Origin of the sequence: Bacillus sp. FSL K6-3431 (assembly GCF_038002605.1) — a bacterium.
Lineage (GTDB): Bacteria > Bacillota > Bacilli > Bacillales > Bacillaceae_C > Lederbergia.
In genome coordinates, this window is sequence record NZ_JBBOCT010000001.1 from 3,532,974 (window position 1) to 3,556,297 (window position 23,324).

Annotated in this window: 20 protein-coding genes and 1 pseudogene; 15 read left to right on the forward strand and 6 right to left on the reverse strand. The window is 35.7% G+C overall.

Annotated features, from left to right (window positions below; genetic code table 11):
- Positions 1 to 194: 194 nt before the first annotated feature.
- From MHB53_RS17220 to MHB53_RS17250, 7 genes and pseudogenes are all read left to right on the forward strand, one after another.
- Positions 195 to 1,007 (forward strand): ATP-binding protein, encoded by an 813-nt coding sequence (locus MHB53_RS17220; protein WP_340920631.1) that lies wholly within the window; start codon positions 195 to 197, stop codon positions 1,005 to 1,007.
- A 572-nt stretch (positions 1,008 to 1,579) separates the two neighbouring features.
- Entirely contained in the window at positions 1,580 to 2,437 is an 858-nt protein-coding gene (locus MHB53_RS17225; RefSeq protein ID WP_340924791.1) for an ABC transporter permease, read from the forward strand.
- Positions 2,438 to 2,455: 18 nt separating this feature from the next.
- Positions 2,456 to 3,337: a carbohydrate ABC transporter permease gene (locus MHB53_RS17230; protein ID WP_340920633.1), complete on the forward strand. Its 882-nt coding sequence runs from the start codon at positions 2,456 to 2,458 to the stop codon at positions 3,335 to 3,337.
- Positions 3,338 to 3,364: 27 nt separating this feature from the next.
- Complete coding sequence (locus tag MHB53_RS17235) at positions 3,365 to 4,966, forward strand: extracellular solute-binding protein (protein WP_340920635.1); 1,602 nt, start codon at positions 3,365 to 3,367, stop codon at positions 4,964 to 4,966.
- Between the two features lie 203 nt (positions 4,967 to 5,169).
- Positions 5,170 to 6,051 carry a metallophosphoesterase family protein gene (locus MHB53_RS17240; protein WP_340924793.1) on the forward strand — a complete coding sequence of 294 codons (882 nt, stop codon included), beginning with the start codon at positions 5,170 to 5,172 and terminating at the stop codon, positions 6,049 to 6,051.
- Positions 6,052 to 6,693: 642 nt separating this feature from the next.
- Positions 6,694 to 8,964 (forward strand): helix-turn-helix domain-containing protein, encoded by a 2,271-nt coding sequence (locus MHB53_RS17245; RefSeq protein ID WP_340920637.1) that lies wholly within the window; start codon positions 6,694 to 6,696, stop codon positions 8,962 to 8,964.
- Between the two features lie 203 nt (positions 8,965 to 9,167).
- A pseudogene (locus MHB53_RS17250) lies at positions 9,168 to 9,301 on the forward strand (MFS transporter); the annotation flags it as partial.
- 34 nt (positions 9,302 to 9,335) lie between these two features.
- On the opposite strand, the gene MHB53_RS17255 reads toward MHB53_RS17250, so the two are convergent.
- Complete coding sequence (locus MHB53_RS17255) at positions 9,336 to 9,899, reverse strand: GNAT family N-acetyltransferase (RefSeq protein WP_340920640.1); 564 nt, start codon at positions 9,897 to 9,899, stop codon at positions 9,336 to 9,338.
- Positions 9,900 to 10,194: 295 nt separating this feature from the next.
- Between MHB53_RS17255 and MHB53_RS17260 the strand changes: the two genes are divergently transcribed.
- From MHB53_RS17260 to MHB53_RS17280, 5 genes are all read left to right on the forward strand, one after another.
- On the forward strand, positions 10,195 to 11,223 hold the full coding sequence (locus MHB53_RS17260) for a phosphotransferase (RefSeq protein WP_340920643.1): 1,029 nt from the start codon (positions 10,195 to 10,197) through the stop codon (positions 11,221 to 11,223).
- A 336-nt stretch (positions 11,224 to 11,559) separates the two neighbouring features.
- Positions 11,560 to 12,138 carry an ATP-binding protein gene (locus MHB53_RS17265; protein ID WP_340920646.1) on the forward strand — a complete coding sequence of 193 codons (579 nt, stop codon included), beginning with the start codon at positions 11,560 to 11,562 and terminating at the stop codon, positions 12,136 to 12,138.
- Between the two features lie 169 nt (positions 12,139 to 12,307).
- Entirely contained in the window at positions 12,308 to 12,877 is a 570-nt protein-coding gene (locus MHB53_RS17270) for a GNAT family N-acetyltransferase (protein ID WP_340920648.1), read from the forward strand.
- 162 nt (positions 12,878 to 13,039) lie between these two features.
- The gene (locus MHB53_RS17275) at positions 13,040 to 13,978 is read left to right on the forward strand and encodes a phosphotransferase enzyme family protein (RefSeq protein WP_340920650.1); all 939 of its coding nucleotides are present in this window, start codon (positions 13,040 to 13,042) and stop codon (positions 13,976 to 13,978) included.
- Between the two features lie 1,003 nt (positions 13,979 to 14,981).
- On the forward strand, positions 14,982 to 15,146 hold the full coding sequence (locus MHB53_RS17280; RefSeq protein WP_340920652.1) for a nucleotidyltransferase domain-containing protein: 165 nt from the start codon (positions 14,982 to 14,984) through the stop codon (positions 15,144 to 15,146).
- Positions 15,147 to 15,327: 181 nt separating this feature from the next.
- Here the strand turns inward: MHB53_RS17280 and MHB53_RS17285 are convergent, their stop codons facing one another.
- From MHB53_RS17285 to MHB53_RS17295, 4 genes are all read right to left on the reverse strand, one after another.
- Complete coding sequence (locus MHB53_RS17285; RefSeq protein ID WP_340920655.1) at positions 15,328 to 17,061, reverse strand: ABC transporter ATP-binding protein; 1,734 nt, start codon at positions 17,059 to 17,061, stop codon at positions 15,328 to 15,330.
- A 28-nt stretch (positions 17,062 to 17,089) separates the two neighbouring features.
- The gene (locus tag MHB53_RS17290; RefSeq protein ID WP_445661442.1) at positions 17,090 to 17,281 is read right to left on the reverse strand and encodes a CysS/YqeB C-terminal domain-containing protein; all 192 of its coding nucleotides are present in this window, start codon (positions 17,279 to 17,281) and stop codon (positions 17,090 to 17,092) included.
- Between the two features lie 134 nt (positions 17,282 to 17,415).
- Positions 17,416 to 17,655 (reverse strand): YqeB family protein, encoded by a 240-nt coding sequence (locus MHB53_RS26435; RefSeq protein ID WP_445661443.1) that lies wholly within the window; start codon positions 17,653 to 17,655, stop codon positions 17,416 to 17,418.
- 136 nt (positions 17,656 to 17,791) lie between these two features.
- Complete coding sequence (locus MHB53_RS17295) at positions 17,792 to 18,376, reverse strand: TetR/AcrR family transcriptional regulator (RefSeq protein ID WP_340924796.1); 585 nt, start codon at positions 18,374 to 18,376, stop codon at positions 17,792 to 17,794.
- 481 nt (positions 18,377 to 18,857) lie between these two features.
- Between MHB53_RS17295 and brnQ the strand changes: the two genes are divergently transcribed.
- Complete coding sequence (brnQ, locus tag MHB53_RS17300) at positions 18,858 to 20,213, forward strand: branched-chain amino acid transport system II carrier protein (protein ID WP_340920659.1); 1,356 nt, start codon at positions 18,858 to 18,860, stop codon at positions 20,211 to 20,213.
- Positions 20,214 to 20,357: 144 nt separating this feature from the next.
- Here brnQ and MHB53_RS17305 read toward each other — a convergent pair whose 3' ends face one another.
- Entirely contained in the window at positions 20,358 to 21,020 is a 663-nt protein-coding gene (locus MHB53_RS17305; RefSeq protein ID WP_340920661.1) for a GntR family transcriptional regulator, read from the reverse strand.
- A gap of 349 nt (positions 21,021 to 21,369) precedes the next feature.
- Here MHB53_RS17305 and MHB53_RS17310 point away from each other — a divergent pair, with 349 nt between their 5' ends.
- Together MHB53_RS17310 and MHB53_RS17315 are read left to right on the forward strand one after the other, a co-directional pair.
- A complete protein-coding gene (locus tag MHB53_RS17310; RefSeq protein WP_340920664.1) occupies positions 21,370 to 22,155 on the forward strand; it encodes an arylamine N-acetyltransferase family protein in 786 nt (261 codons plus the stop codon).
- Positions 22,156 to 22,242: 87 nt separating this feature from the next.
- Positions 22,243 to 23,178: an alpha/beta hydrolase gene (locus MHB53_RS17315; RefSeq protein WP_340920667.1), complete on the forward strand. Its 936-nt coding sequence runs from the start codon at positions 22,243 to 22,245 to the stop codon at positions 23,176 to 23,178.
- Positions 23,179 to 23,324: the final 146 nt, after the last annotated feature.

Here is a 23,324-nt window from a genome sequence, read left to right on the forward strand (position 1 = left end):
GCGATCAGCAAGGTTTTGCCATTAGGCCATCTCTTAATAACTCAATCTATTATTATACTGATTTTCACGTCGCACTTGTAAAATTGCCGCTCTTTCAAATTCATTCAGATTATGAGCGTGATTTTATTTTTGCCGAAAATGATCAGAGTCTCTTAGCGTTTTTGGCGTATGTGTATGAACGGCAAAAGGAGATTATGAAAAATTGCGTTAGTGTATTTACGGATACAGAGGATGGAGTGGAAAGGACAAAAGAGCGGATTACACAGCAAGTAAGCAGGGATGATGTATTATTGGAGGATGGATTGAAGCGTGAGATTTATCGATCCATCGATGAATTTTTCAATGAAAGCCGGGGTTTCTTCAAGACGTATAATATTCCCTATAAGCGCGGGGTCCTGCTGTATGGACCACCGGGAAATGGGAAAACCACTTTAGTTAAGTCAATTGCTGGGAGTATTTCTGCTCCTGGTGCCTATTGGCAAATTACGGAATACACAACAAGTTACTCCATTAAAGAGGTATTTTCCATTGTAGCGAAAATGGCACCAATGGTTTTGGTGATTGAAGATATTGACTCCATGCCTGAATCCTCTCGTTCCGTCTTCTTAAATGCCTTAGATGGTGCAACATCAAAAGAAGGGATATTTCTAATAGGAACGACGAATTATCCTGAAAGAATCGATCCAGCTTTGATCAATCTTGCAGGTCGGTTTGATCGAGCCTATGAGATAAAGAGTCCGAATTTTGAATTGAGGCTACAATACCTGCTCAATAAAAAAATGGATCAATTCATGGATCAAGCGCGAGTAACTTATGTTGCAAAACAGACAGAGAAGTTTTCCATTGCGCAATTAAATGAGCTATACACCTCTGCAGCCCTTCAATGGCATTACGACCGTGAGACTGATATAGATAGCCTCATTCAAAATCTCAAAACAGCGAATGAAAAAGCTCGTTCACGGGAATGGCAAAAAGATGAATCCTCCAGATTAGGATTTGATGTATAAGGGATTATAATTCTTTTTTCTATCATTATAAATTGAGAAGGTTTCTCGTATTACCAATGACTGAGGGGATTTTATGGATATCGGAAAAGTTTATGACCCATAAATCCACCTCGGTTTTTTATCTTGTTATATTAGATTTTGATGACATTGAGTCGACCCTGATGTCCAAGCTGTTTATTTTTATTGTTATATTGTACGTGAAAGAAGTCTAAAAAATAGCTATATGGCTATATTGTAAGTTTTCACATATAGATAACATTAACGACATATATACAAAAAATGATATGCCGGCTACATTTATACATGTGATGTATGTATTACAAGGGGGGATGGGCTGATAGAAGTTTGAGTGTTTTATAATGTAAGTGCATTCATTTATTTTTAAAATGATGTGCTGACGTTAATCAATGGCTTGATTTGTTGCTATATGAAGAACATATCAGGTAAGAAAGGAGGATAAATTAGTGTCAGAAGAGTTGCCAACAGTAATTACCGAGAAGAAATTGAATCCATTAAAATCACGTAGAAATTCTTTAAAAAAAGTATTTACAAATAACTGGAGACTTTATGTTATGGTTCTTCCGGTTATTATTTATTTTATTGTTTTCCACTATATACCAATGTACGGGATACAGATAGCATTTAAAGACTTTATTGCTTCTAAAGGAATAACAGATAGCCCTTGGGTTGGTTTTAAACATTTTATAAGATTTTTCGATAGCTATTATTTTTGGCGATTAATTAAGAATACGTTAGGAATTGGCGTATATGAATTATTAATTGGATTTCCTATTCCAATTATTCTTGCATTGATGATCAATGAAGTAAGAATGAAATTCTTTAAAAGGACGGTTCAGACCGTCACATATGCACCACACTTTTTATCCACTGTTGTTTTAGTAGGAATTATTATTATATTTTTGTCGCCAGAAAACGGAATGATTAATCAGTTTATTCGGCTATTCGGCGGCAAAGAAATATCATTTATGACTGAACCTCAATGGTTTAAGAGTATTTATGTATTTTCAGGTATTTGGCAACAAATGGGATGGAGTTCTATTATTTACTTGGCCGCTCTAGCAGGAGTTGACCCGCAATTGCATGAATCAGCACGTGTGGATGGTGCTACTAGATTACAGCGTATATGGCATATTAATATCCCGGGAATTATGCCTACTATTGTAATTCTACTTATATTAACTACGGGGTCTATCGTTAGTGTTGGTTTTGAAAAGGTTTTCTTAATGCAAAATGAACTCAATTTAGAGAGTTCTGATGTGTTTGCGACTTATGTTTATCGAAGTGGTATTTTAGATGCCCAATTTAGTTTTGCTTCGGCTATTGGCCTATTTAGCAATATTATTAACTTTATTTTACTTGTGACAGTAAATTATATAGCTCGCAGAGTAGGTGATAGTAGCCTATGGTAATGAGCGGAGGTGAACTTTATGGAAAATCAAACATTCGGAGATAAAATGTTTGGCATTATTAACGGTTTAATTTTATTTTTATTACTAGTAATTATTTTATATCCCCTGATTTTTATAATAAGTGCATCAGTGAGTAATCCATTTATTGTTGCAAGGGGAGAATTATGGTTATTCCCTAAAGAATTTACGTTAATCGCTTATGAAAAGGTTTTCCAAAACAAAGATATAATACAAGGTTATTTAAATACATTGTTTTATACAAGTTTAGGTACTTTAATTAACTTATCTCTAACAACGTTAGGAGCTTACCCACTTTCAAGAAGAGATTTCTTCGGTAGAAATACCATTATGTTCTTTTTTGTTTTCACTATGTTCTTTAGCGGTGGATTAATTCCTACGTATCTAGTGATTAAAAACTTAGATATGCTCAATACATTTTGGGCCCTTGTTATTCCCAATGCGGTGGCAGTATTTAATTTAATTATTATGCGTACATTTTTTCAGCAAAGTATACCGCTAGAAGTAGAAGAGGCAGCTAAAATAGATGGTTGTACAGACTTTCAAATATTGTTCCGCATTGTTTTGCCATTATCGACACCAATAATAGCTGTGATGGTACTTTTCTATAGTGTTGGGCACTGGAATGCATATTTTGATGCACTTATTTATTTAACCGATCGAGAGAAGTTTCCTCTTCAATTAATCTTAAGGGAAATTCTTATTCAGAATTCTATGGATGATATGGCCGGAAGTGCCGAATCGATGGCCGATCAAATGATGTATGCTCAGTCCATAAAATATGCAGTAGTTATCGTGGCAAACTTGCCTGTATTATTGCTTTACCCGTTCTTACAAAAGTATTTTGTTCAAGGAATTATGATTGGAGCCGTTAAAGGTTAAGTACTTCAAATATTGGGGGTATGGAAATTGAGGAAATATTGGTTGTTTGCTTTGCTAATTGTTTTAAGTAGTATCTTAATCGCTTGTAACAACAAAGAGGTTAAAGGGGATGAGGGAGCCGAAAAAGGTAATTTAGAGAATAATTTTAATAAAGAAGCTATGCCCATTGTAAAGGAACCAATTGAAATTAAAATGTTCGCTCCTAAGCGATTTTCCGCACAAGATTTTAACGATATACTGCTTTGGAATGAATATGAAAAAATGACAAATGTGAAGGTGAAATGGGAAACGGTTGACCGAGATAATTTAGCAGAAAAGCGTAATATTATTCTAGCCGGTGGTGATTATCCGGATGCATTCTTTGGTAGTTCATTATCAGAGGTCGAATTAATTAATCATGGAGGACAAGGTGACTTTTTAGCGCTGAATGATTTGATAGATAAGTATGCACCAAATTTCAGAAAGTTGATGGACGAGTATCCAGAGATTGGAAAAGCAGTTACCATGCCTGATGGTAATATTTATTCATTTCCTATAGTTACAGATCCTGAATTTTTATCTATGACGATGGGTCCAATGCTATGGTACAAGCAAGACTGGCTTGATGAACTAGGCTTTGATATTCCTGAAACGACAGATGAACTCTATCAATTACTTATAGCAATAAAAGAGAATTATCCTGATGCATATCCTCTGGGGGGTGGACCAGGAATTGAAGCATATCTCATTCCTTTCTTTAAAGGTGCTTGGGGCCTTGGGAATAGAGGAAGTTCGCATCAATATGTAGATGTGGATCCTAAAACTTATGAGCTAAGATTTATTCCAACGGATTCAAACTTTAAGGAGATGTTGCAATACTTAAATAAAGTTTATAGTGAAGGATTAATTGATGAAGAATTTTTCACTGGTAGTGCTGATCAGGTCATTGCAAAAGGTTCCCAAGGGCTTTATGGTGTTCTGCCAGACTATAATCCAGAAGCTGTATATAGTAATTTAAAAGGATATGTGGGTGGGGAAGCGCTAGAAGGTCCTAATGGAGATCGACTTTACTCACATATAGGATCCCCGATAGGTGGAGTTGGACAATTCGTCATTACAAAAAACAACCCACATCCAGAAGCAACAGTACGCTGGGCCGATTATTTCTTCAGTGATGAAGGTAGTAAAATGTTCTTTATGGGCTTTAAGGATAAAACATATATTGAAACAGCGGATGGCTCTATAGAATATACGGATGAAATAAGAAACCATCCTGACGGTTTGACTCAAGACCAAGCGGTAGGTGAGTATCTGATATGGCCGGGTACAGGTTATTTGGGCTTAAGAAAACAAGAATATTTTAAAGGGGCTGAAGGTATGCCTAGTACTCTTGAAACGGCAGAAAAATTATCGCCTTATATTGTTAAGGAAATTTGGCCGCCATTTAATTACACTGTGGAAGAAATTGATGAAATGAATGTATTAAGAAATGATATAGAAACGTATATTGGTGAGATGCAGGCCAAGTTTATTACAGGAAGAACACCATTTGAAGATTGGGATAATTATGTAAAGACTTTTGATAAGATGGGTCTAGATAAATATATGAAAATATATAATGATGCTTATGAAAGATATTCCAGTAAATAACCATTTTAAGAAATATAAATAAAAGGGTTAAATCAATTGAATAGAAAACACAGGGCATTCCGACCACTAAAAATCCACTTCATTTTTCTTTTGGAATGCCCTTTGTTTGTAGACTAGATATGAGCCCTTTTTGGATAATTATAATTTATTCATTTGAGAATCTATTAAATCAATGTATATTCATGCCCGGAGGTGTTATAGTGATGGTCAATAAAGGTCAGACTAGCTGTAGTGAAAGTCCTTTGTTGGAGTTTTTTGTTATTAGTGATTATCAATTAAGTGTTAACAATGAAAAAGCACTTAGAAAGTTGAAATTAGCATTGAAAGATTTAAAGAAAATAAATCCACAACCAGATGCCCTTGTTGTAAATGGGGATATCACTGTTGATGGGAAGAATGAAAGTTATAAATTAGCAAAAGAAATTATGCAAGAATATTTTTATCCTGAGAATACAATGTTCACAATCGGAAATCATGAGTTTTTTAATAGTGATGGAAATGGTCCATCGATTGAAAGGTTTTTGAATTTTGCGCAACGAGATTTTGTATATGGGGAAAGAGTGGTAGGCGGCTATCCATTCATCTTATTGGGAAGTGAAAGCTGGGGGCCGATTGATTCTCCAATTAAAGATTCGGCTGTTTTAAGTGACTCTCAATTAATTTGGCTAGAGGAAACGATACAAAAATATAAAAGTGAGAATAAACCCATATTTGTGTTTTTGCATCAACCACTTCCTAATTCTGTTGCTGGAACCGATTTGCCATATTATCGAAATGGTGTTGTTCAAGATAGAGAAATAAATAAACTGCTGATTGAATACCCTAATGTAATATTATTTTCTGGACATAGTCACTGGGATTTACATTTACCTGGCCAGTTTGTTCAAAAGCCTTTTGGCATGGTAAACTCAGGGGCTATCTATGATACGTATGGTACGGATGGTAAGGGGCATGAAATTGTGATTGATCCAGAGGGAAGTCAGGGGTTATTAGTCCAAGTTTATCATGAAAAGGTAATAATCAAACCGAGGGATATTGCTAAACAGAGATGGATTAATCAAACCTTTGAGGTGAAACTGAAGTAATAGATTGTGTTCATTGCACGCACACTTCCTAATCGAAGATGTTGAGTGAGTGATCGCCTCAATGATCCTTATAGTAGGATGGAGGTCTTTCTTTCACACATATAAATTTTGAATCATTTATTCATAAAAATAATTTGTCAAAACCGGAGAGCTACAGTGGACTATACGTTAGGATAATGGAAAAAGGTGCAATTGCTGGCATCGTACAGTCAATCAAAATGGGAATGGATCCTTTTCTAGCGCTTTTTAATATTGGACTTTATCGGGTTACTGCATCAATATTACTGTCAACTTTGGGATTCTGGTTAGTGGAAGTGTTGTAGCATGAGAGTATAGGAACATGATATAAACGGGTAATTTCACAACAATATATGATGAGTTGCAGGTAGTCACAAACGTGTAATATAGATCATAATACGTTTGTGGCTTTGATGAATTTGTATATGCAAACAAACAGAATTAATGTACATACAGCGACATGCGATATTTATGATTAAGGAGCCGCGCTATACTGACATATTTAATTTTTTTATAATTCCGAATTCATTTGGCGATGAACTATTTGTATGATGGCAATAATTATGTATAAACAAACTATTGTATAAAGGATGAGTTTTAGAAAATAGGATTGGGTGATCGGTAATGGTAATGTTTGGAAAACAGAATTTATTTTACAAGTACTTATTATCATATTTTATTATTTTCCTAATCCCCTACTTAACAATTAGCATTATCTTCTATCAAATGTCAGTAAGTAGTTTGCAGAAAGAAATTACACAATCGAATTTGTCTAAATTGGAGCAAATTAAAGATTTAACTGATTCTCGCATGGAAGAACTGAAAAATATAGCTACTAGAATATCAAGCGACCACCGTTTAACATCATTTAAAGTAAGACAGTCATATTCAAATATAGAAGCCATACAAGAGCTGGGTAAATATCATGTAAATAGTGCTATAATTGATGGTTTATATTTATTTTATAATAATGCTGATTTTATATACTCTTCAAAAGGGTCGAGCAGTATCGATACAGTCACTACATACGACTATAAAATAATAGAAAAGGAAAGGGAAAAATTTGAAGAACTCCTGTACACCTCTTCCCTACCTATCGTTCATCCTTTAAATCTTATATCTAATAATGAAAATGAGGAAAGAAAAGTAATTGCGTTTTTTTATCCCCTTCCTATTAATAGTTCAAAACCGTATGGAAAAGTGCTTTTTTTCGTGAGGGAGGAAACGCTAACAAACATGATTCATCATATACTTTCCGATTTTGAAGGGAATATATTTGTTATTAATAGGGATAAGGAAATACTTTCGTCCATTCACGAAGGAAAAGAACTTAAATCAGAGATTGTGTATGATCTTTCTAACCAAGAATTTAACGTCGTAAATAAAAAAATTAATAATGAAAAATATTCTCTGGTAAAGGTTCATTCAGATCTTAGTGGCTGGACATTTATGACAGCTATGCCAACAGTGCAATTTTATAGTAAATTATCTTCATTAAAAAAGTTGATTATTACACTATTTTTAATCATCGCAATACTAGGTTTTTGCTTAGCCTATTTATTATCATTAAAACAATATCGACCAATTAAAAATCTAGCACGACATATGAAATCTAACGATGAAGCTGGGTTTGTTAAGGGGCAGCATAAAGATGAATTAGAGATAATTAGAGATTCAATTGATTTAATGGTTTACAATAGTCAGAAATTAGAGAGGCGTGTGATTGAACAAAAGCCATTTGTAAGAGCTCAAATTTTATTAGAAATGCTGAAAGGTAATACGAAAGATGGTATAAACGGTATCTCCAAAGAAGGATATCTTTTGTTTAATGGTACCCACTTTTTTGTCATGCTGATTTCCTATAATGAAAGTAGTAAAGGTCTTTCTTTTTATGAAAGAGAAGGATTGATAGGGTCCTTATCACATGTCGCATACAGCGGATGTGTTGGTTATGGATTTGAACTTTTCCGTGAAAATGTGATCGCATTAATAGTAAGTATAGATGAAGAAAGGTATTCACCTAATTATGAGCGAGAACACTTTATTTATCATGTGGAGGATTTGATCAGTCATATTGGTGATAACATATCAAAAATTGGTGTAGGAAATGTCCATCATGGTGTTAAGCATGTCAAGCGCTCATATATAGAAGCACTTGCTTCTATTGAATATAATTTGGTTAATAATAGTAGTAGTATCGTGTTTTTTGATGATATTACAATAAAAATGGAAAGACAAATTTGGTATCCGACGGAATATCAAGTTAAATTCACTCAGAGTTTAAAACAAGGCGATTTTCAATTAGCAAAAGAAAATTTAGATGCCATTTTCCAATATTTCCAAAATGAGAAAGTATCGATATCAATTGTAAAGTGCATGTGTTTCGACATTAGTAATACAGTGTTAAAGTATTTGGCTGAATTGGAAATGATTCATAAGGCTCAAAATATTAATGACATCGTTAATTTCCATAGTTTGGAACAGTTAAAAACAAGCCTTATAATATTGATTCAAATGGCATGTGAAGAGGTTGATAGTAGGAAAGAAAGCAATAATATTCAATTGAGAGATGAAATTCTGGACTATATTCAATCTGAATATAAATCAAATCATTTAACTCTAGATTTATTAGCTACCTCTTTTAATTTATCGACTTCATATATGAGTAGGTTTTTCAAAGAACAGGTGGGTTTCACTTTTACACAATATGTTTGGGAACTACGGTTGAAAGAATTTAAGCGATTATTAATAGTAACAGACCTTCCGATTCGAGAAATTGTGCAAGACATTGGATATGTGGATGTTGCAAATTTCACAAGGAAATTCAGAAAGGAGGAAGGTTTAACACCGGGACAATATAGGCAGAGTTTGAAATTGGGTGACGTGAATATGTAAGAATAAACTTTCTGTAGCTGCTATGAAAGAAAGGAAAGAAAGGGCCTGTCCCCCAGTGTAATAAAGCATCACCGTACTGGGGGGGCAGACACCTAATTTTTAGGAGGAAAGATAGAAGAAAGTGAGTCACCAGCCAAACTACGAAAATTTCGGTTGTTTTAATCCTCGGCTCTCTTGCAGCTCTTGGTCCACTATCTATAGATATGTATTTGCCAGGATTACCGGACTTAACAAATGAATTACAAACAAATTACAAACAAATACATCAGTTGCACAATTAAGCTTAACTGCTTGTTTAATCGGTCTTGCGCTCGGTCAACTGTTGGTAGGTTCATTAGTGATATGAGGGGATTCCATTTGGCTAATGAAGGTTAGGTTATTATCGTTTTCACTAGATAATGATACACATGATGATTAATCATGATTGTTTCCTTATAGGAAAAACCAAGTCGTTCATACAGTCTACGTGCCTTATCGTTCGTTTCTTCCACATTTAATGAAACAGTAGGATAACCCTGAACTTTCGCATAATTGGTCATTGATTGTAAAAGCTCGGTTCCAAACCCTCGCCCACCAAATTTTGGGTTCACACTTAGTGTATCCACATAGAAATCCGTTACATCCGCTTCCTGATTTAAAAATGGTTCTTTACCCGTACTCTTCCTTACATGTGTACGAATAGGCGCATCAAGATTCTGTGCATCTCTTCCATGATAGGCAATAATAATGCCTACTGGACCATGATCAACAGTCTTGACTAGGCAATTATGGTAGCTTAGGCGATTCCCCTCTTGATAAAAATATCGTTCCAACTGTTCAAGTACCTTTTCCTTATCGTGTTCCCCTGTCAATGCATTTGCTATATCATGGATTGCATTATATATGAGTACTGCTGCCTGTTTATAATCTTGTTTTTCTGCCTTTCTAATCATCATGTTGCACTCCTTTTTGTCAACTTGAATATTCACTGTTAATAGATTATCACTCATATGCTAAAAGAACCAGAAGGAGAATGGATGGAGTTTCAAGAAATAGTAGTTGAAAGATAATTTGAAAGAGTGTGCATTTTGAGTGTTAAGAGCGCTGTTATCGCTGAAATCAATGGTCCCAACTTTTTAGGAGATATACCAGTCAATGAGTTAACATTAAATTATAGAGTTAATGTATAAAAGGATGGTAAATTACTGATTGATTTTTTTGCTTGAAAATAATGTGAAAGGGGTGTACATTTTGAAGGTTAAATATCCTATTGATGATCACGTAATTATAAATAATCTTAATAATGAATACGGGATGCAAGTGGATAGTATTACTTTTTTGCCAGTTGGTGATTCAGCTTATTCCTATAAAGTGTATGATTATAATGGTGAGCGATATTTTCTGAAGTTATTTGATCATCTACATGATAGACAAAGGCAGAGTATTGAACGACTTGAATACTACTTACTATTAACTTGGAAAATGTATCATCAAGGAATTTTTAAAAATATTACCTATCCAATAAAAAATCAGAATAGTGAATATAAGACAACCTTCAATAATATCACTATCGTGTTGTTTAACTTCATTGAAGGGGAGACATTGGCAGAAGCATACCCTTTTTCAAAAGAGATTGTTAAAAAGGTTGTAAAATCAATGGCTGCCATTCATCAAATCATAGATTACATAGATCCTGCCCATCCTTTAATAGAGACCTTTGATATCTCCTTTCAATTTCAGCTTAAGAAGTGCATTACGCTGCTTGAAAATACCGTAACAACAGAAAACCATATAAAGTTAGTTTTACAAGAACGAGTTTTAGCAGAGAAAGAGCAAATACATTCCTTACTAAATCTCATTCGTGAACTTCAAAATGTTGTCGCAAAGGATAATAAAAACAATGTATTATGTCACGGTGATCTTTGGGGAGGAAATCTGATTTGTCATGAAAATGAACTGTATGTTATTGATTGGGAATCAGCCATTATGGCACCTCCCGAATATGATCTATTTAACTTTATAGGGAAGAGTTTCGAGATTTTCTTTGCTGCTTACCAAAAACAAATGGGCGAAACTGTAACGTTAAATGCAAATCTATTGAGGTTTTACTCCTATCGCCATCATCTTCGAAATCTAACTAATTGGTTAATGAATATTCTCTATCGAAACACTGAAGAAGCCCAGAACGAAAATGATTTAGACATGATTCTGAATCATTGTATGAATCGTTGGGATAGTATTGAGGAAAATGTTAGGGCTGTTCATTCTATAATGAAATGAAGAAAAGACAGTGGGAGAAGAGATATTAATAAGGGAAAACTTCCGCACTCACACTAGTTTGGATGGAGATTAATAAACATTATGTTCGGAGGTTATAAGGATGACAATGCCAACAAATGTAGTAGCAGTAGGTAGAATCGTAGAAGATGAACAAGGAAATATCCTTTCAGTAAGGAAGTGTGATGGAGCTTGGGTATACCCTGGAGGATAGGTGAAAAAGGACAAAAGAATAGGAAGTTAGATGAAAGCTTAGCAGAAATTAAAAATGGAAATGTACTTAATTATGCTGCTAAAGAAAAGTTTGAATTTTAATTTTTTTAGAATGGAGTTGCGTCTATGAAAAGATTAGTGATTATCACAGTTGGTAAAACACATAGCGGGAAAACGACATTTGCTAAAACGTTAGAACAGCAGTTACCGAACTCAATTGTCATTGACCAAGATAACCATGCTGCATTCATCAATACCTTCTACAAAATCTTATTACCAAATCAAGGACCCAATACGCTCAAGTACACTATCACTCAAACCATTGTTGATTATGCTGTTAACCAGACTGATAATCATCTCATTCTTTGCAATTCAAATCGCTCTCGCAAGGGTCGTTTAGACCTGCTTGAAAGTTTTCATAATAAAGGATTTATCACCATCCTTGTTAATTTTGATATTTCAGATCATATTCTTCGAGAGCGAGTTGGTAATAGCCAGCGTAGTAAAACTATACTTAGGAGTGCTTCTTCTTTTGAGGAAGTGCTTACTCGCCAACAGGCTGAGTCTCATAAAGGCGACTTGACAGCACCAACAGCGGACGAGGCAGATCATGTATTTGTAATCAAAAACACATATGAAGTTCCGTCAGTTACTCGAAGAATTGTCAATATTGCTCAGAGTTTATCGCAGATTAACGGGCAGTAAAACCCCGATTGGTTCAACTAACCATCAGTGGGGGATGAACAAAACCCCGACTGATGGAAGTTTCACTTTATGAGTAATGCGAAGTTTAGTCAATTTCCTAGTATTACAATTATTTACTTTATTGTATACTGTCGGAAATACTTTTAAATGGTTATAGGGGGTGATTTCAATGAAAATATTAGAAAATGAAATGGTTACATTAATACCGGTGGAATTGGAGCATATTGATGGAATCCATGCTGCTGCGCAAAACATTTGCATTTGGGATCATATGTCCGTTGACTTAAGATCTAAAGAAGCATGTATAAATTATGTTGAGAATGCCGTTAAGAAACGTGAGAATGGTACAGATTTCGCATTTGTAATTTTTCATAATGAAACAAAGCAAATTATTGGATGCACTTGGTTTTTAGACATTCACCCAGCCCATAAACGATTAGAAATTGGTTCAACATGGCTTAACCCAAATTTCTGGCGCACAACTGTTAATACAAACTCTAAATGGTTACTGTTACAATACTGCTTTGAAGAACTTAATTACAATCGTGTACAAATTAAAACAGGCCATCGTAATATACGTTCTCAAAAAGCTATCGAACGCATTGGTGGCGTAAAGGAAGGTATTTTGCGAAATCATATGATCCAACGAAATGGCGACATTCGTCACACTGTTATGTATAGTATTACGCAAGACGATTGGTCAAAAATAAAAATACTATTTCTGAGTCAACTATTATAAATAAAAGAAGGCACATCTATAAAAGCAATTTATATTAAAGGTTAAAAGTCGTACTTAATATCGATCGGTTGAAATCCCAAGTTCATAAAGAGAAGGGATTAATTTGACAGGAATAAAGCGGAAAAAAATAACGCATTTATTTATCGACGGGAGAATAATTATATGGAACAAAAGATACTTGAATTACTTAACGAAATATATCCAGTGGACATTAGTAAAGTTGAATCAGTAACAAGTGAAATGTATCGGTGTACCGCAGAACAAGGTAACTTCTTCGCTAGGATAACGAATTATAAAACATATGATGAACAGGTAGAAGAAGTTAATTACACAAACTTTTTATATAATGAAGGATTTGGTGTCTCGCCAACAATATCCTCTTTAAATGGTAAATTAGTGGAAAAGATAACACTTGATAGGGAAGTTTTAACTGTTTTATATAAAGCAGCTTACGGTGTGCACTTACCAAGAAGTCAATGGAATGCCAGTATATTAAAAGAATTGGGTCGGCAAATTGGTAGATTACATCGTTTATCAAAGAAATTTGAAAATATAGAGCCGATTAAATATATCAACGATTGGCATGTTAATGAAGAATATGATTTTCTTAAATACATCCCCAAAGAAGAAAGCACTATTAGAGAAATTGCACATGAGGTATTATCTACAATAAAAAACATGCCAAAAAGTCAAACAACTTATGGTTTGCTACACGGTGATTTATGGTTAGAAAATATACTGGTAGATAGCGATTCGAAATTAACAATGGTTGACTTTCAAGATTGTGAGAGACATTTTTATATATTTGATTTAGCTGTTCCCATCTATAGTGCGGTGGAATATTCTTTTGTAGGGAATGGCAACATAGTTGACTATGGACGTTCTATTACAAAGGCAGTAATCGATGGATATAAGGAGGAAAATGATATATCTCCGGATATGTTAGATAAACTCCCTTTATTTATTAAATTAAAGGAAATATTTGAATACAGCTTAATGCATATGTACTGGAATAAAGAAAATTTAACTGAAGAACAAATACGAATAATGAACCATTTTAGAATAAGGATTGAACATAATCATTCCATTTTTAATGCTTAACAAATTGTTTTGTTAAATGAACGGATGTATTCTTGAAGAATGTGAAGTGCTATTTTTTAAAAAGAGGAAAGAATCTCACATGAAGGTCTACTATTTCAGTAAGAAATTGCAACCCTGTACGGAAGCGGCCAATGCAATTATAAAATTTGGATTTGAACAAATGAAGTTAATTTGAATTCAAGTATGTAAAAGGTACCTATCATAATTTAAAGCTATTTTCTATTTGAAAGAAGAGTCATAACGAGCATGGGGATATCCCACGCTTTGTTCTTTTCTCTAGGTTTCTCCCCTAAGGACAAATTGAGAATCCCTTATCACTTTTATTGGTCCCATCAACTCAGTGTGAATGGAAATATAATATAAAAATAAGCTTTTTGTTGGCTGTGTTAAAGGTCATTGGTGATTTTTTAATACGGGTTGATCGGAAGGCGAAGGCCTGGAGCGTAAATCAACAACCTAGTTGTACATACCTAAAGTGAGTGCCTGACCCCCAGTCTCAGTATAGTATCAACGTAGTGAGGACAGGCACCTATTTCAAATGTTGTTTTTCAGTGGATGGGTAGAGAGGGGAAAAGTGGAAATAACCTATTCTCCTTCTCTTTGTGGGAATATAGCGGTTAAATCAATTGTAAGATCTTCCAATACATAAACTGGAATAGAATCTTCCCTGTTATATACATCGTGAAGTTCTAATGAATGGCTTTCGAGTATGTAAACTTCAACAATCTGATTAGCAGTGTCAATAATCCAATATTCTTATTATGAACCATTAGATAAAAGCTCATACACAAAAGGATTATGATCACTTTATTCAGTTGGTTGCAAGGGAAGTAGAAAATTCATTAAATCTGTATTTAAGGTTTTAATTAAGAACCATTTTAGAGGCGTTTTCCGATAGATAAGACTAGAAACGCTTCTTGTATGTGCTTGACAGCGCCATTAGCCTTACAGAAGATCAATCTTTTATCGCAAAGAGCTTCCCAATCTTTTCGGAGGAGACTTTATGACGGTAGATAAAGCGATTGAAGAAATAACGAGGAAATTTGAAGATATATATGGAGTCACCGGAGTAGTTTTAGGTGGATCAAGAGCAAAGGGCAATCATAGACCAACATCTGAAGTTGATATTGGTATTTACTATGATGAAGGAGCAGGTTTTGATGTATAGGAGATTGGAAAGATAGCTACTGAACTTGATGACGAGCACAGAACCGATTTAGATACATAAAGAGAGGACAAGAGGGGGGATAGGTATGCTTCGAGAACTTGTTTCTGAAACGGAGAAATTATCTCAATTGTAAGGTGTCAGAGCCTGTTACATGAAATCTTAATGTGGCTCTGACATTTTTTTAAGCCAATTGTTGTTCAGCAAATTCGCGATATAACGAATGCGACTCCGTCAATTCTTGATGGGTTCCAATACCTGTTACTTGTCCTTTTTCGATGAAAACAATTTTGTCGGCATCAACGATCGTTGATAAGCGATGGGCAATCACGAATGTTGTGCGCCCTTCCATTAACCGTGTTAATGCTTGTTGGACGACACTTTCTGATTGACTGTCTAAACTTGCGGTTGCTTCGTCCATCATCAGAATTTTAGGATCACGTAGAAAAGCACGTGCGATCGCAATTCGCTGTCTTTGACCACCTGATAGTTTCACACCACGTTCACCAACTTCTGTATCCAAACCATTCGCAAATGATTGAATGAATTCATCGGCATATGCCATTTTGGCTACTTCCCAAAGGCGTTCATCAGATACCCCTACTAAATTATCTAAGCCATAACATAAGTTCTCGCGAATTGTTCCGGCCATCATTGCGCTTTCCTGTGATACATAACCAATTTGACTGCGCCATGAGACAAGGGATAAGTCGTTAATAGGTGTGTGACCGATTTGTATTTCTCCAGCTGTTGGTTCGTAAAATCGCTCAAGCAATCCGAACATAGTCGTTTTACCACCGCCACTTGGTCCAGCAAAAGCTATCATTTCACCTGGCTGTGCATTAAATGAAACCTCCTTAAGCACGGGCTCATCCTCACTATAAGCAAATGACACATTCAAGACATGAATAGGTTCATTAGTAATATCTAAATCTAAACCAGCTTGCCCTGATTCTAACGGTAATTCTAAAATATCAATAATCCGTTCTGTTGCTCCTTTTGCCTTTTGTAATTGTGTAAAAAACATTGCAAATGACGTGATCGGCATAATAATTTGGAAAAGATAGAGTAAAAAGGCAACGAGTGACCCCGTTGACATTGTTCCATTTGCAACTCGCATGCCACCATAACCAATAATCATCACGATTACAACCATAATAACGAGGTACATAATCGGGGCGATTAACGCATAGATTCGAGCCTCTCTTAATCCGAATCCCAGTAATTTTCCAATTCCAGATAAGCCTTTTGCTTCTTCATTTTCCTCCGCGTTTGATGCTTTCATTAAACGGATCTCGGCAAGTGTCTGTTGAATATGTCCTGTAAATACTGCTGTTTCATCCTGTAAACCGCGAGAAATTTTTTGCATTTTACTGCCGAGTGGAATCATAACTGCTACCGTAATTGGAACGGAAATTAACATAAGTAGCGTCATTTTCCAATCCATAATGAGTAAAATAGTAATCGAGCCGATAATCGAGATAATTCCAGTAATGAATTGTGGAAAATGATCAGAAATCAATTCTCTTACCACACTTGTATCATTAACGACCCGACTCACTGATTGACCACTTGAGGTTTTATCAAAATAGCTGACAGGTAAACGGATGAGCTTCATCCACATGTTTTCGCGTAACCTAGCGACTATTTTTTGACCAACAGAACTTAATAAATAAATAGATATTCCACTAATCACCGCCTGGAGGATAAACGCAACTCCAATACTAATAATGAGCGGTACACTTAATGATGCGACTGAAAAACCATTTACCAACTCTTTCGTTAGTAACGGTACAACTAGGCCTGCAAGAGTTGTAAGCACACTTGCTGTTAAACCAATAAATAACGCGACCTTGGGAATTTTCGTTGATAAAATAAGAGAGAAAAAGGGCTTTAGACTGCCATTTGGTTTGTTCATAGTGTAATGCTCCCATCGATAGAAAAATTTACTTGCTTATTTCACTTCTTGGTTTTACTACTCGCCAATATTGCCGTGTTTCCTCGTCGCGAACAACGAAGCCCAGTTTATCTATCTCGTGAAGCAAATCTTTGGTGTCATCTACTTCTTTTTTCTGCAAAGCAATTTCGCGTGCTTTCATTAGTGCGTTGGCTGCGGGTGGGAGGTCTGGAGTGTCCAATACCCAGCGACGGTACTGATCTTTATAAGGGTCACCCTCTTGTGACCAAGAATAATCATGCTTTATAAATGCATTGGCGAAAAGTTTAGGTGATTCATCTAGCTTTTCTCGTGAAAGCTCATGTCCTGATATTCCTAGATAACCAGTTGTTTCCCATCAAGGAAAATAATATCAATATCTTTCCGTGGAATAGTCTTCGAATGACCATCTTTGTCCAATTGAACCTTTTCATCAGTGATCGTTGCAATGAGGCTCTCCTTTATAGCTATATAGGCGACCGACACGCCAGCGGACAAGCCAAGAAGCGTCGTGATAATTCTCAGCCAAGACCCATTAAAAGAATGGATGAGTTTAATGGGTCCCTGAAACGGCACCCAAGGGAGAGTTAAAGCCCAAGCGGCGGAAGTAACCAAGTGTAATGCCGATTACTGAAAATCCTCCGTACAAAATAATTCCTGTTTTTGTTGAAAAACAAGCAACGGTGTGATGTTGGCACTTCGTTTACCTACCTTATGTATGATTGATGTCAATAACACTTTTTACAGCTTCTATCCATATATCTTTATAATTCAATTCGAATCCCATTAACATGAAATTGCTAATACTATCGACTAATAATGCTAACATATGGGCTTTTGCCTCGGTCTTTTCTTTGGATATGACGCCCAACTCCGTACCCTTTTTTAAGAGAGTAGAAAAGCCGTTCAAGAAATCCTCTTGCATAGCAATTAATCTCTGTGAGTATTTTTCGTTTCTACCTACGGTCAAAATAAATTCATTAAGCACACGCAAGATAGTTTGCTCTTCATCTAGTTCAGGCAGCATGCGTAGCCCATCTGCGAGGAGTGTTTCTGCAAAGTTATATTTCGTGTATTCATCTAAGGAAAAGTAATTTGAAAAATAATAGTCAGCAAAAATTTCATCAAAAAGAAAGTCCATCAATGCCTCTTTAGAAGGAAAGTAATAATATATTGCTGCCTTCGTAATACCAACTTCCTTCGCAATCATTGACAGGCTTGTCTTCTCAATCCCATGTGTTGCAAATAATCTATAAGTTGCATCAATAATGCTTTGAGAGGTGTTATTTTTCGATATCATTATGAAACTCCTTTTACTTACTTGACGGTCGGTAAGTGAATTATACTTTTTAATTAATTGTTGTGCAAGGTTGTCTAGCAGAATTATTTTTTTATAGATTAAATGTAGTAAGAAGTGATTCTATGACTAGTGCCAGCTTCTAATTGCCTTTAGTATGCTGTCCTCGTTTCGACTACATAAGTCGAAAACGAGGGACTATACAATGTAGGTTATTTCGATGTTCCATTATGCATATACAGCGATGAGCAAGGGAGCGTGCCCTATTCTTCTAATGTACGAGAATAAATAGATTTGTAATGTATATCTATTAATCAATTCTAATTTTGTAGAATATTGTCGAAAAAGATTCCGCGATATATTGCATTTTGCTAATAAGCATAGTAATATAAAGTTTACCGATATATTGCATATATCGTAGATTAAAGTCAGAATTTTTTGATTCGAAAAATAAAACTTCACATCTTAAGGAGCAAAACTTATGAAGAACAAACTATCATTTTCATCTTATTCCGTCATTGGAGTTATGTTGTTTGCATTATTTTTCGGTGCCGGTAATCTGATTTTTCCAGCAACACTCGGTCAAAGTGCTGGGACGAGTATATTACCTGCAGTAGTAGGCTTTTTAATCACAGGAATTGGATTGCCGTTTCTTGGAATCTTAGCAATAGGTTTTTCAGGTAGTCGCAATCTCCAGGAACTTGCAAGTCGAATTCACCCAGTATATGCAGTTATTTTTACTGCCCTGCTTTATTTAACAATTGGACCATTTTTTGCGACACCACGGACAGGGGCTGTTGCTTATGATATTGGAATTGCTCCCTTTGTAAGTGATGGCTATGCGCAGATTGGATTGTTCATTTTTACCTTGTTATTTTTCGTTATTACAATGTTACTTTCATTAAATCCGGCGAAGCTTGTTGATCGAGTGGGCAAGATTTTATCACCAGGTATTATTATTTTGCTGCTGGTATTACTAGTAATGGTCATTGTAAAACCGATGGGGTCGATTGAATCTCCACAAGGTGATTATGTAAGTGGGGCATTCATGAAAGGATTTACAGAAGGTTATAACACTATGGACGCACTTGCTTCCCTTGTTTTTGGGATTATTGTCATCAATGCTATCCGTGCGATGGGTGTAACATCGACACGTGGTGTGCTAGCAGCAACAGTAAAATCAGGGTTTGTTGCGACTGCATTACTCGGCATTATTTATGTAGGTATTGCGTATTTGGGTGCAACAAGTACACAGATGTTTGGTCTTTTCGAAACAGGCGGGCCTGTTCTTGGCAGCGCGACGTCATATTATTTCGGAACCTTTGGAACAATCATGTTGTCCATAATTATTATATTGGCCTGCTTGACGACTAGTATTGGATTGATCTCAGCTTGCGGCGAATACTTTCACACATTATTACCAAGAGTAAGTTATAAAATGTTTGTTGGATTCTTTTCGCTATTATCATTTACTATTGCAAACTTTGGGTTATCGAATATTATTAATTATTCGATTCCAGTCTTAATGTTCCTTTATCCGCTTGCAATCGTCTTAATGTTTTTGACGTTCTTATCACCGTTGTTTAATCATTCTCGTATTGTATATGTTGCCGCTACTATCGTAACATTCATGATTAGTGTTATTGACGGACTTAAGAAATTCTGTGATTTATTAAAAATCCCATATTTCGAATGGATGTCACCAATCATTTCACTTTATAAAGAGACATTGCCCCTTTATAGTGAAGGGCTCGGTTGGTTAGTCCCTGTCTTGATTGTTATCCTAATTACAGGAGCAATTGGACGTATCAAAAATTTATCCACCTCACATGCATAATGGAAACCGGTCTTCTCCATGGGAGAGAGACCGGTTTTTAGGTAAATGAAATAGAATGCACTTTTCGGAATTGTAATGATGTAATCAGGTCGGGTAGAATCCCTACCTAATTCCCCGATGTTTCAGCTTGCTAATACGAGTTCATTATTTAGATTCTAATGAATGGAATTCGTCAATCGCACGTAGCCAATTTTCACGCATGATCGCTGAAACGTTTGTGGCATCTCGTTTTATCAGCAATTTGATAATTTTATTATGCTCTTCTATTGATTCCTCTGTTAAAACAACCGAGTTGTGGAAAAATAATCGTCTCACATGTGTCTGTAGAAAGGCAATAGGAGCTAGTATATAAGGATTATTAGCGGTATCAACAATGATTTGATGAAACTCTTCATCGGTTTTTAGTGCGGAAAAGTAGTTTTCCGAACGAACTGCTTTGGCAAATCTCCCATTTACATCTTCTAGCAATGAAATGACTTCATCTGTTATATAAGGAATAGCTAGCTCTGCCGATAGCGCCTGTAAAGCTGCTAAAGGCGGAAGAAGATCTGTAATAGATTCCTTTTTCACTTCCGTCACTTGAGTTGCCTTACCTGGATACATTTTTACGAAGCCTTGCATTTCAAGGAGTTGTAATGATTCTCGGACCGGTGTTCTACTAACACCTAATGCTTTTGCAAGTTCGGTATCATTCAATTTTTCCCCCGGTTGCAAAGTTCCATCTATAATCCATTGTTGAATTTGATTGAACGCACTTTCCTTTGCGGTAGTGCGGATAGGTTTCGAATGATTAATAGGTATCGGCAATAGATTCACCCCATGCAAATTTTGTATAAAGTATCTAAATAGTGCTTGTTCAAAAAGTGCCAAATTTGAAACAAGAAGTTCAAACCGAGCAACGAAGAAATTTACCGTTGAACATATGATTGCTTTTTGAACATCCTTTAACAAAGAGTATACAGGATAATCGATTACAATCATATATACAATATATCAGTCGGAAAAATGACGTACGTAAATGTAATATTGTATTGTATGAAGTTGATACAACAGCGATTATTATAAGCTATACTTATCCTTGTAAAATCATATTGATAGCTAGCGCAGGTTTCATTATTATGAGAAGATCAACTTGAATAAGGAAGGAGTAGATCATATGAAGAATAATTATATTGATGTGAAACCTGAAGTTGTTGCCTATCTTGAACGAATTGGATACAGTGGTCCACTTGACGTAAGCCTAAATACACTTTCTAAGCTTCAGGAGTGTCATCTTCATACAGTACCTTACGAGAACTTCGATATTTTAAAACGGATTCCATTGTCGCTAAAAGTCCCAGATTTATTTGATAAAATTGTTGTCCGGCACCGCGGGGGTTATTGTTTTGAATTGAATGCACTATTTAGCTGGCTATTACGAGAACTAGGCTATCCGGTTATCGATTATTTTTCCCGGTTTTGGCGTGATGAGCCGAACACGCCGCCTAAACGTCGACACCATGTGTTGCAAGTGGAGGCAGAGGGGGAGTTGTATTTATGTGATGTCGGTGTAGGTGGTATTGTACCGCGTAAACCAATTCAGATGGTTGAGAACCTGGTACATGAACAAGGTGATGAATACTATCAATTGGAACGTGATGCTTATTACGGCTGGATGCTATATGAAAAAAAGCGAGGTCAATGGAGTAAAATATACTCATTCACCGAGGAGCCTCAGCTACCAAAAGATTATATTATGGCTTCTTATTGGTGTGAGAATGCACCAGAATCGATATTCATAAATGAAGCCATGGTCGCGATTCGTACAGCAGAGGGACGCAATTCGATTGCAGGTAAGGAGTTTCGTATTTTTACAGCGGATGGTGTGCAGGCTTTTACACCACAGACGCAAGAGGAATACGATGAAGCGTTAAAAACATATTTTGGGATCGTAATTAGATAAAGGTGTCTGACCCTTATGATGTTAGCGCTTTACTAATCTGAGGGCTAGCATTTTTTTCAGAAGAAGTAATTTGCTGGAGGGATGGAAGTGGAGATAACATCTAATTGGCTAACAATGAATGACCAAGTAGAAATACATGTAAAAAAATGGGTATCAAAAGATGTTCATCCACAAGCAATTCTGCAACTTTCTCATGGTATGGCAGAGCATATTGAACGATATGATGAATTTGCACAGTATTTAGTCCAAAAGGGAGTATTTGTGTTCGGTAATGATCATAGAGGCCATGGAAAAACAGCTGAAAAGGCAGGATTATATGGATTTTTTGCGGAAGAAGATGGATTTGAATTTGTTGTTAATGATCTTTACCATGTAAACCAATGGATTCAAAAGGAATTTCCCGATATCCCAATATATTTAATGGGCCATAGTATGGGCTCCTTTTTAGCGAGACGATATATACAAAAATATTCCGCTTCTATTAAAGGCGTTATTATATCGGGAACAGCTGGCAGCCCTGGGGTAGCGGGCAAGCTTGGTAAACAAATAGCAAAACGTGAAATACGAAAAAAAGGAGCAAAGACACCAAGTCCTTTACTTGATCGCCTTTCGTTTGGATCATTTAATAAAGGCATGGCCAATTCAAGAACAAAGTTTGACTGGCTCACTAGCGATCATCATGAGGTGGAAAAATATATCAATGATCCACTTTGCGGCTTCCTTTGTAGTGCTGGATACTTTTATGATCTTTTTACAGGCTTGGAAAAAATCCATAATAATGAATTGATTCAACATATACCGAATCAATTACCTATGTTTATTTTTAGCGGTGATAAAGATCCTGTTGGTGGGATGGGCAAAGGTGTGCAGAAGGTGATTAAGCAATATGAACAAAATGGCTTACAAAACATTGAATCTAAGTTTTTTCATAATGGTAGACATGAGATGCTGAATGAAACGAATAAGGAAGATGTCTATCAAGAGGTCTACCAGTGGTTAAAGAAGCGACTAAAAAACGATTGATGATCATTTCACAGATTAACCAGTAAGTATTAATCAAATGTTTGATTAATAGCGCAGAGGGGAGAAATGTACTGAAAGCAAAAGATTCATGATATATTCCCTTTTGCTAAGTGACGTAAAAAGATGAATTAGTTCAAGAAGATTTG

Excerpts from the sequence above, each read along its gene's own strand:
- MHB53_RS17220 (WP_340920631.1), top strand. The coding sequence starts at position 195 with ATGAAAAATTGCGTTAGTGTATTTACGGATACAGAGGATGGAGTGGAA.
- MHB53_RS17225 (WP_340924791.1), top strand. The coding sequence starts at position 1,580 with ATGGTTCTTCCGGTTATTATTTATTTTATTGTTTTCCACTATATACCA.
- MHB53_RS17230 (WP_340920633.1), top strand. The coding sequence starts at position 2,456 with ATGGAAAATCAAACATTCGGAGATAAAATGTTTGGCATTATTAACGGT.
- MHB53_RS17240 (WP_340924793.1), top strand. The coding sequence starts at position 5,170 with ATGGTCAATAAAGGTCAGACTAGCTGTAGTGAAAGTCCTTTGTTGGAG.
- MHB53_RS17245 (WP_340920637.1), top strand. The coding sequence starts at position 6,694 with ATGGTAATGTTTGGAAAACAGAATTTATTTTACAAGTACTTATTATCA.
- MHB53_RS17255 (WP_340920640.1), bottom strand. The coding sequence starts at position 9,899 with ATGATGATTAGAAAGGCAGAAAAACAAGATTATAAACAGGCAGCAGTA.
- MHB53_RS17265 (WP_340920646.1), top strand. The coding sequence starts at position 11,560 with ATGAAAAGATTAGTGATTATCACAGTTGGTAAAACACATAGCGGGAAA.
- MHB53_RS17270 (WP_340920648.1), top strand. The coding sequence starts at position 12,308 with ATGAAAATATTAGAAAATGAAATGGTTACATTAATACCGGTGGAATTG.
- MHB53_RS17275 (WP_340920650.1), top strand. The coding sequence starts at position 13,040 with ATGGAACAAAAGATACTTGAATTACTTAACGAAATATATCCAGTGGAC.
- MHB53_RS17280 (WP_340920652.1), top strand. The coding sequence starts at position 14,982 with ATGACGGTAGATAAAGCGATTGAAGAAATAACGAGGAAATTTGAAGAT.
- MHB53_RS17285 (WP_340920655.1), bottom strand. The coding sequence starts at position 17,061 with ATGAACAAACCAAATGGCAGTCTAAAGCCCTTTTTCTCTCTTATTTTA.
- brnQ (WP_340920659.1), top strand. The coding sequence starts at position 18,858 with ATGAAGAACAAACTATCATTTTCATCTTATTCCGTCATTGGAGTTATG.
- MHB53_RS17310 (WP_340920664.1), top strand. The coding sequence starts at position 21,370 with ATGAAGAATAATTATATTGATGTGAAACCTGAAGTTGTTGCCTATCTT.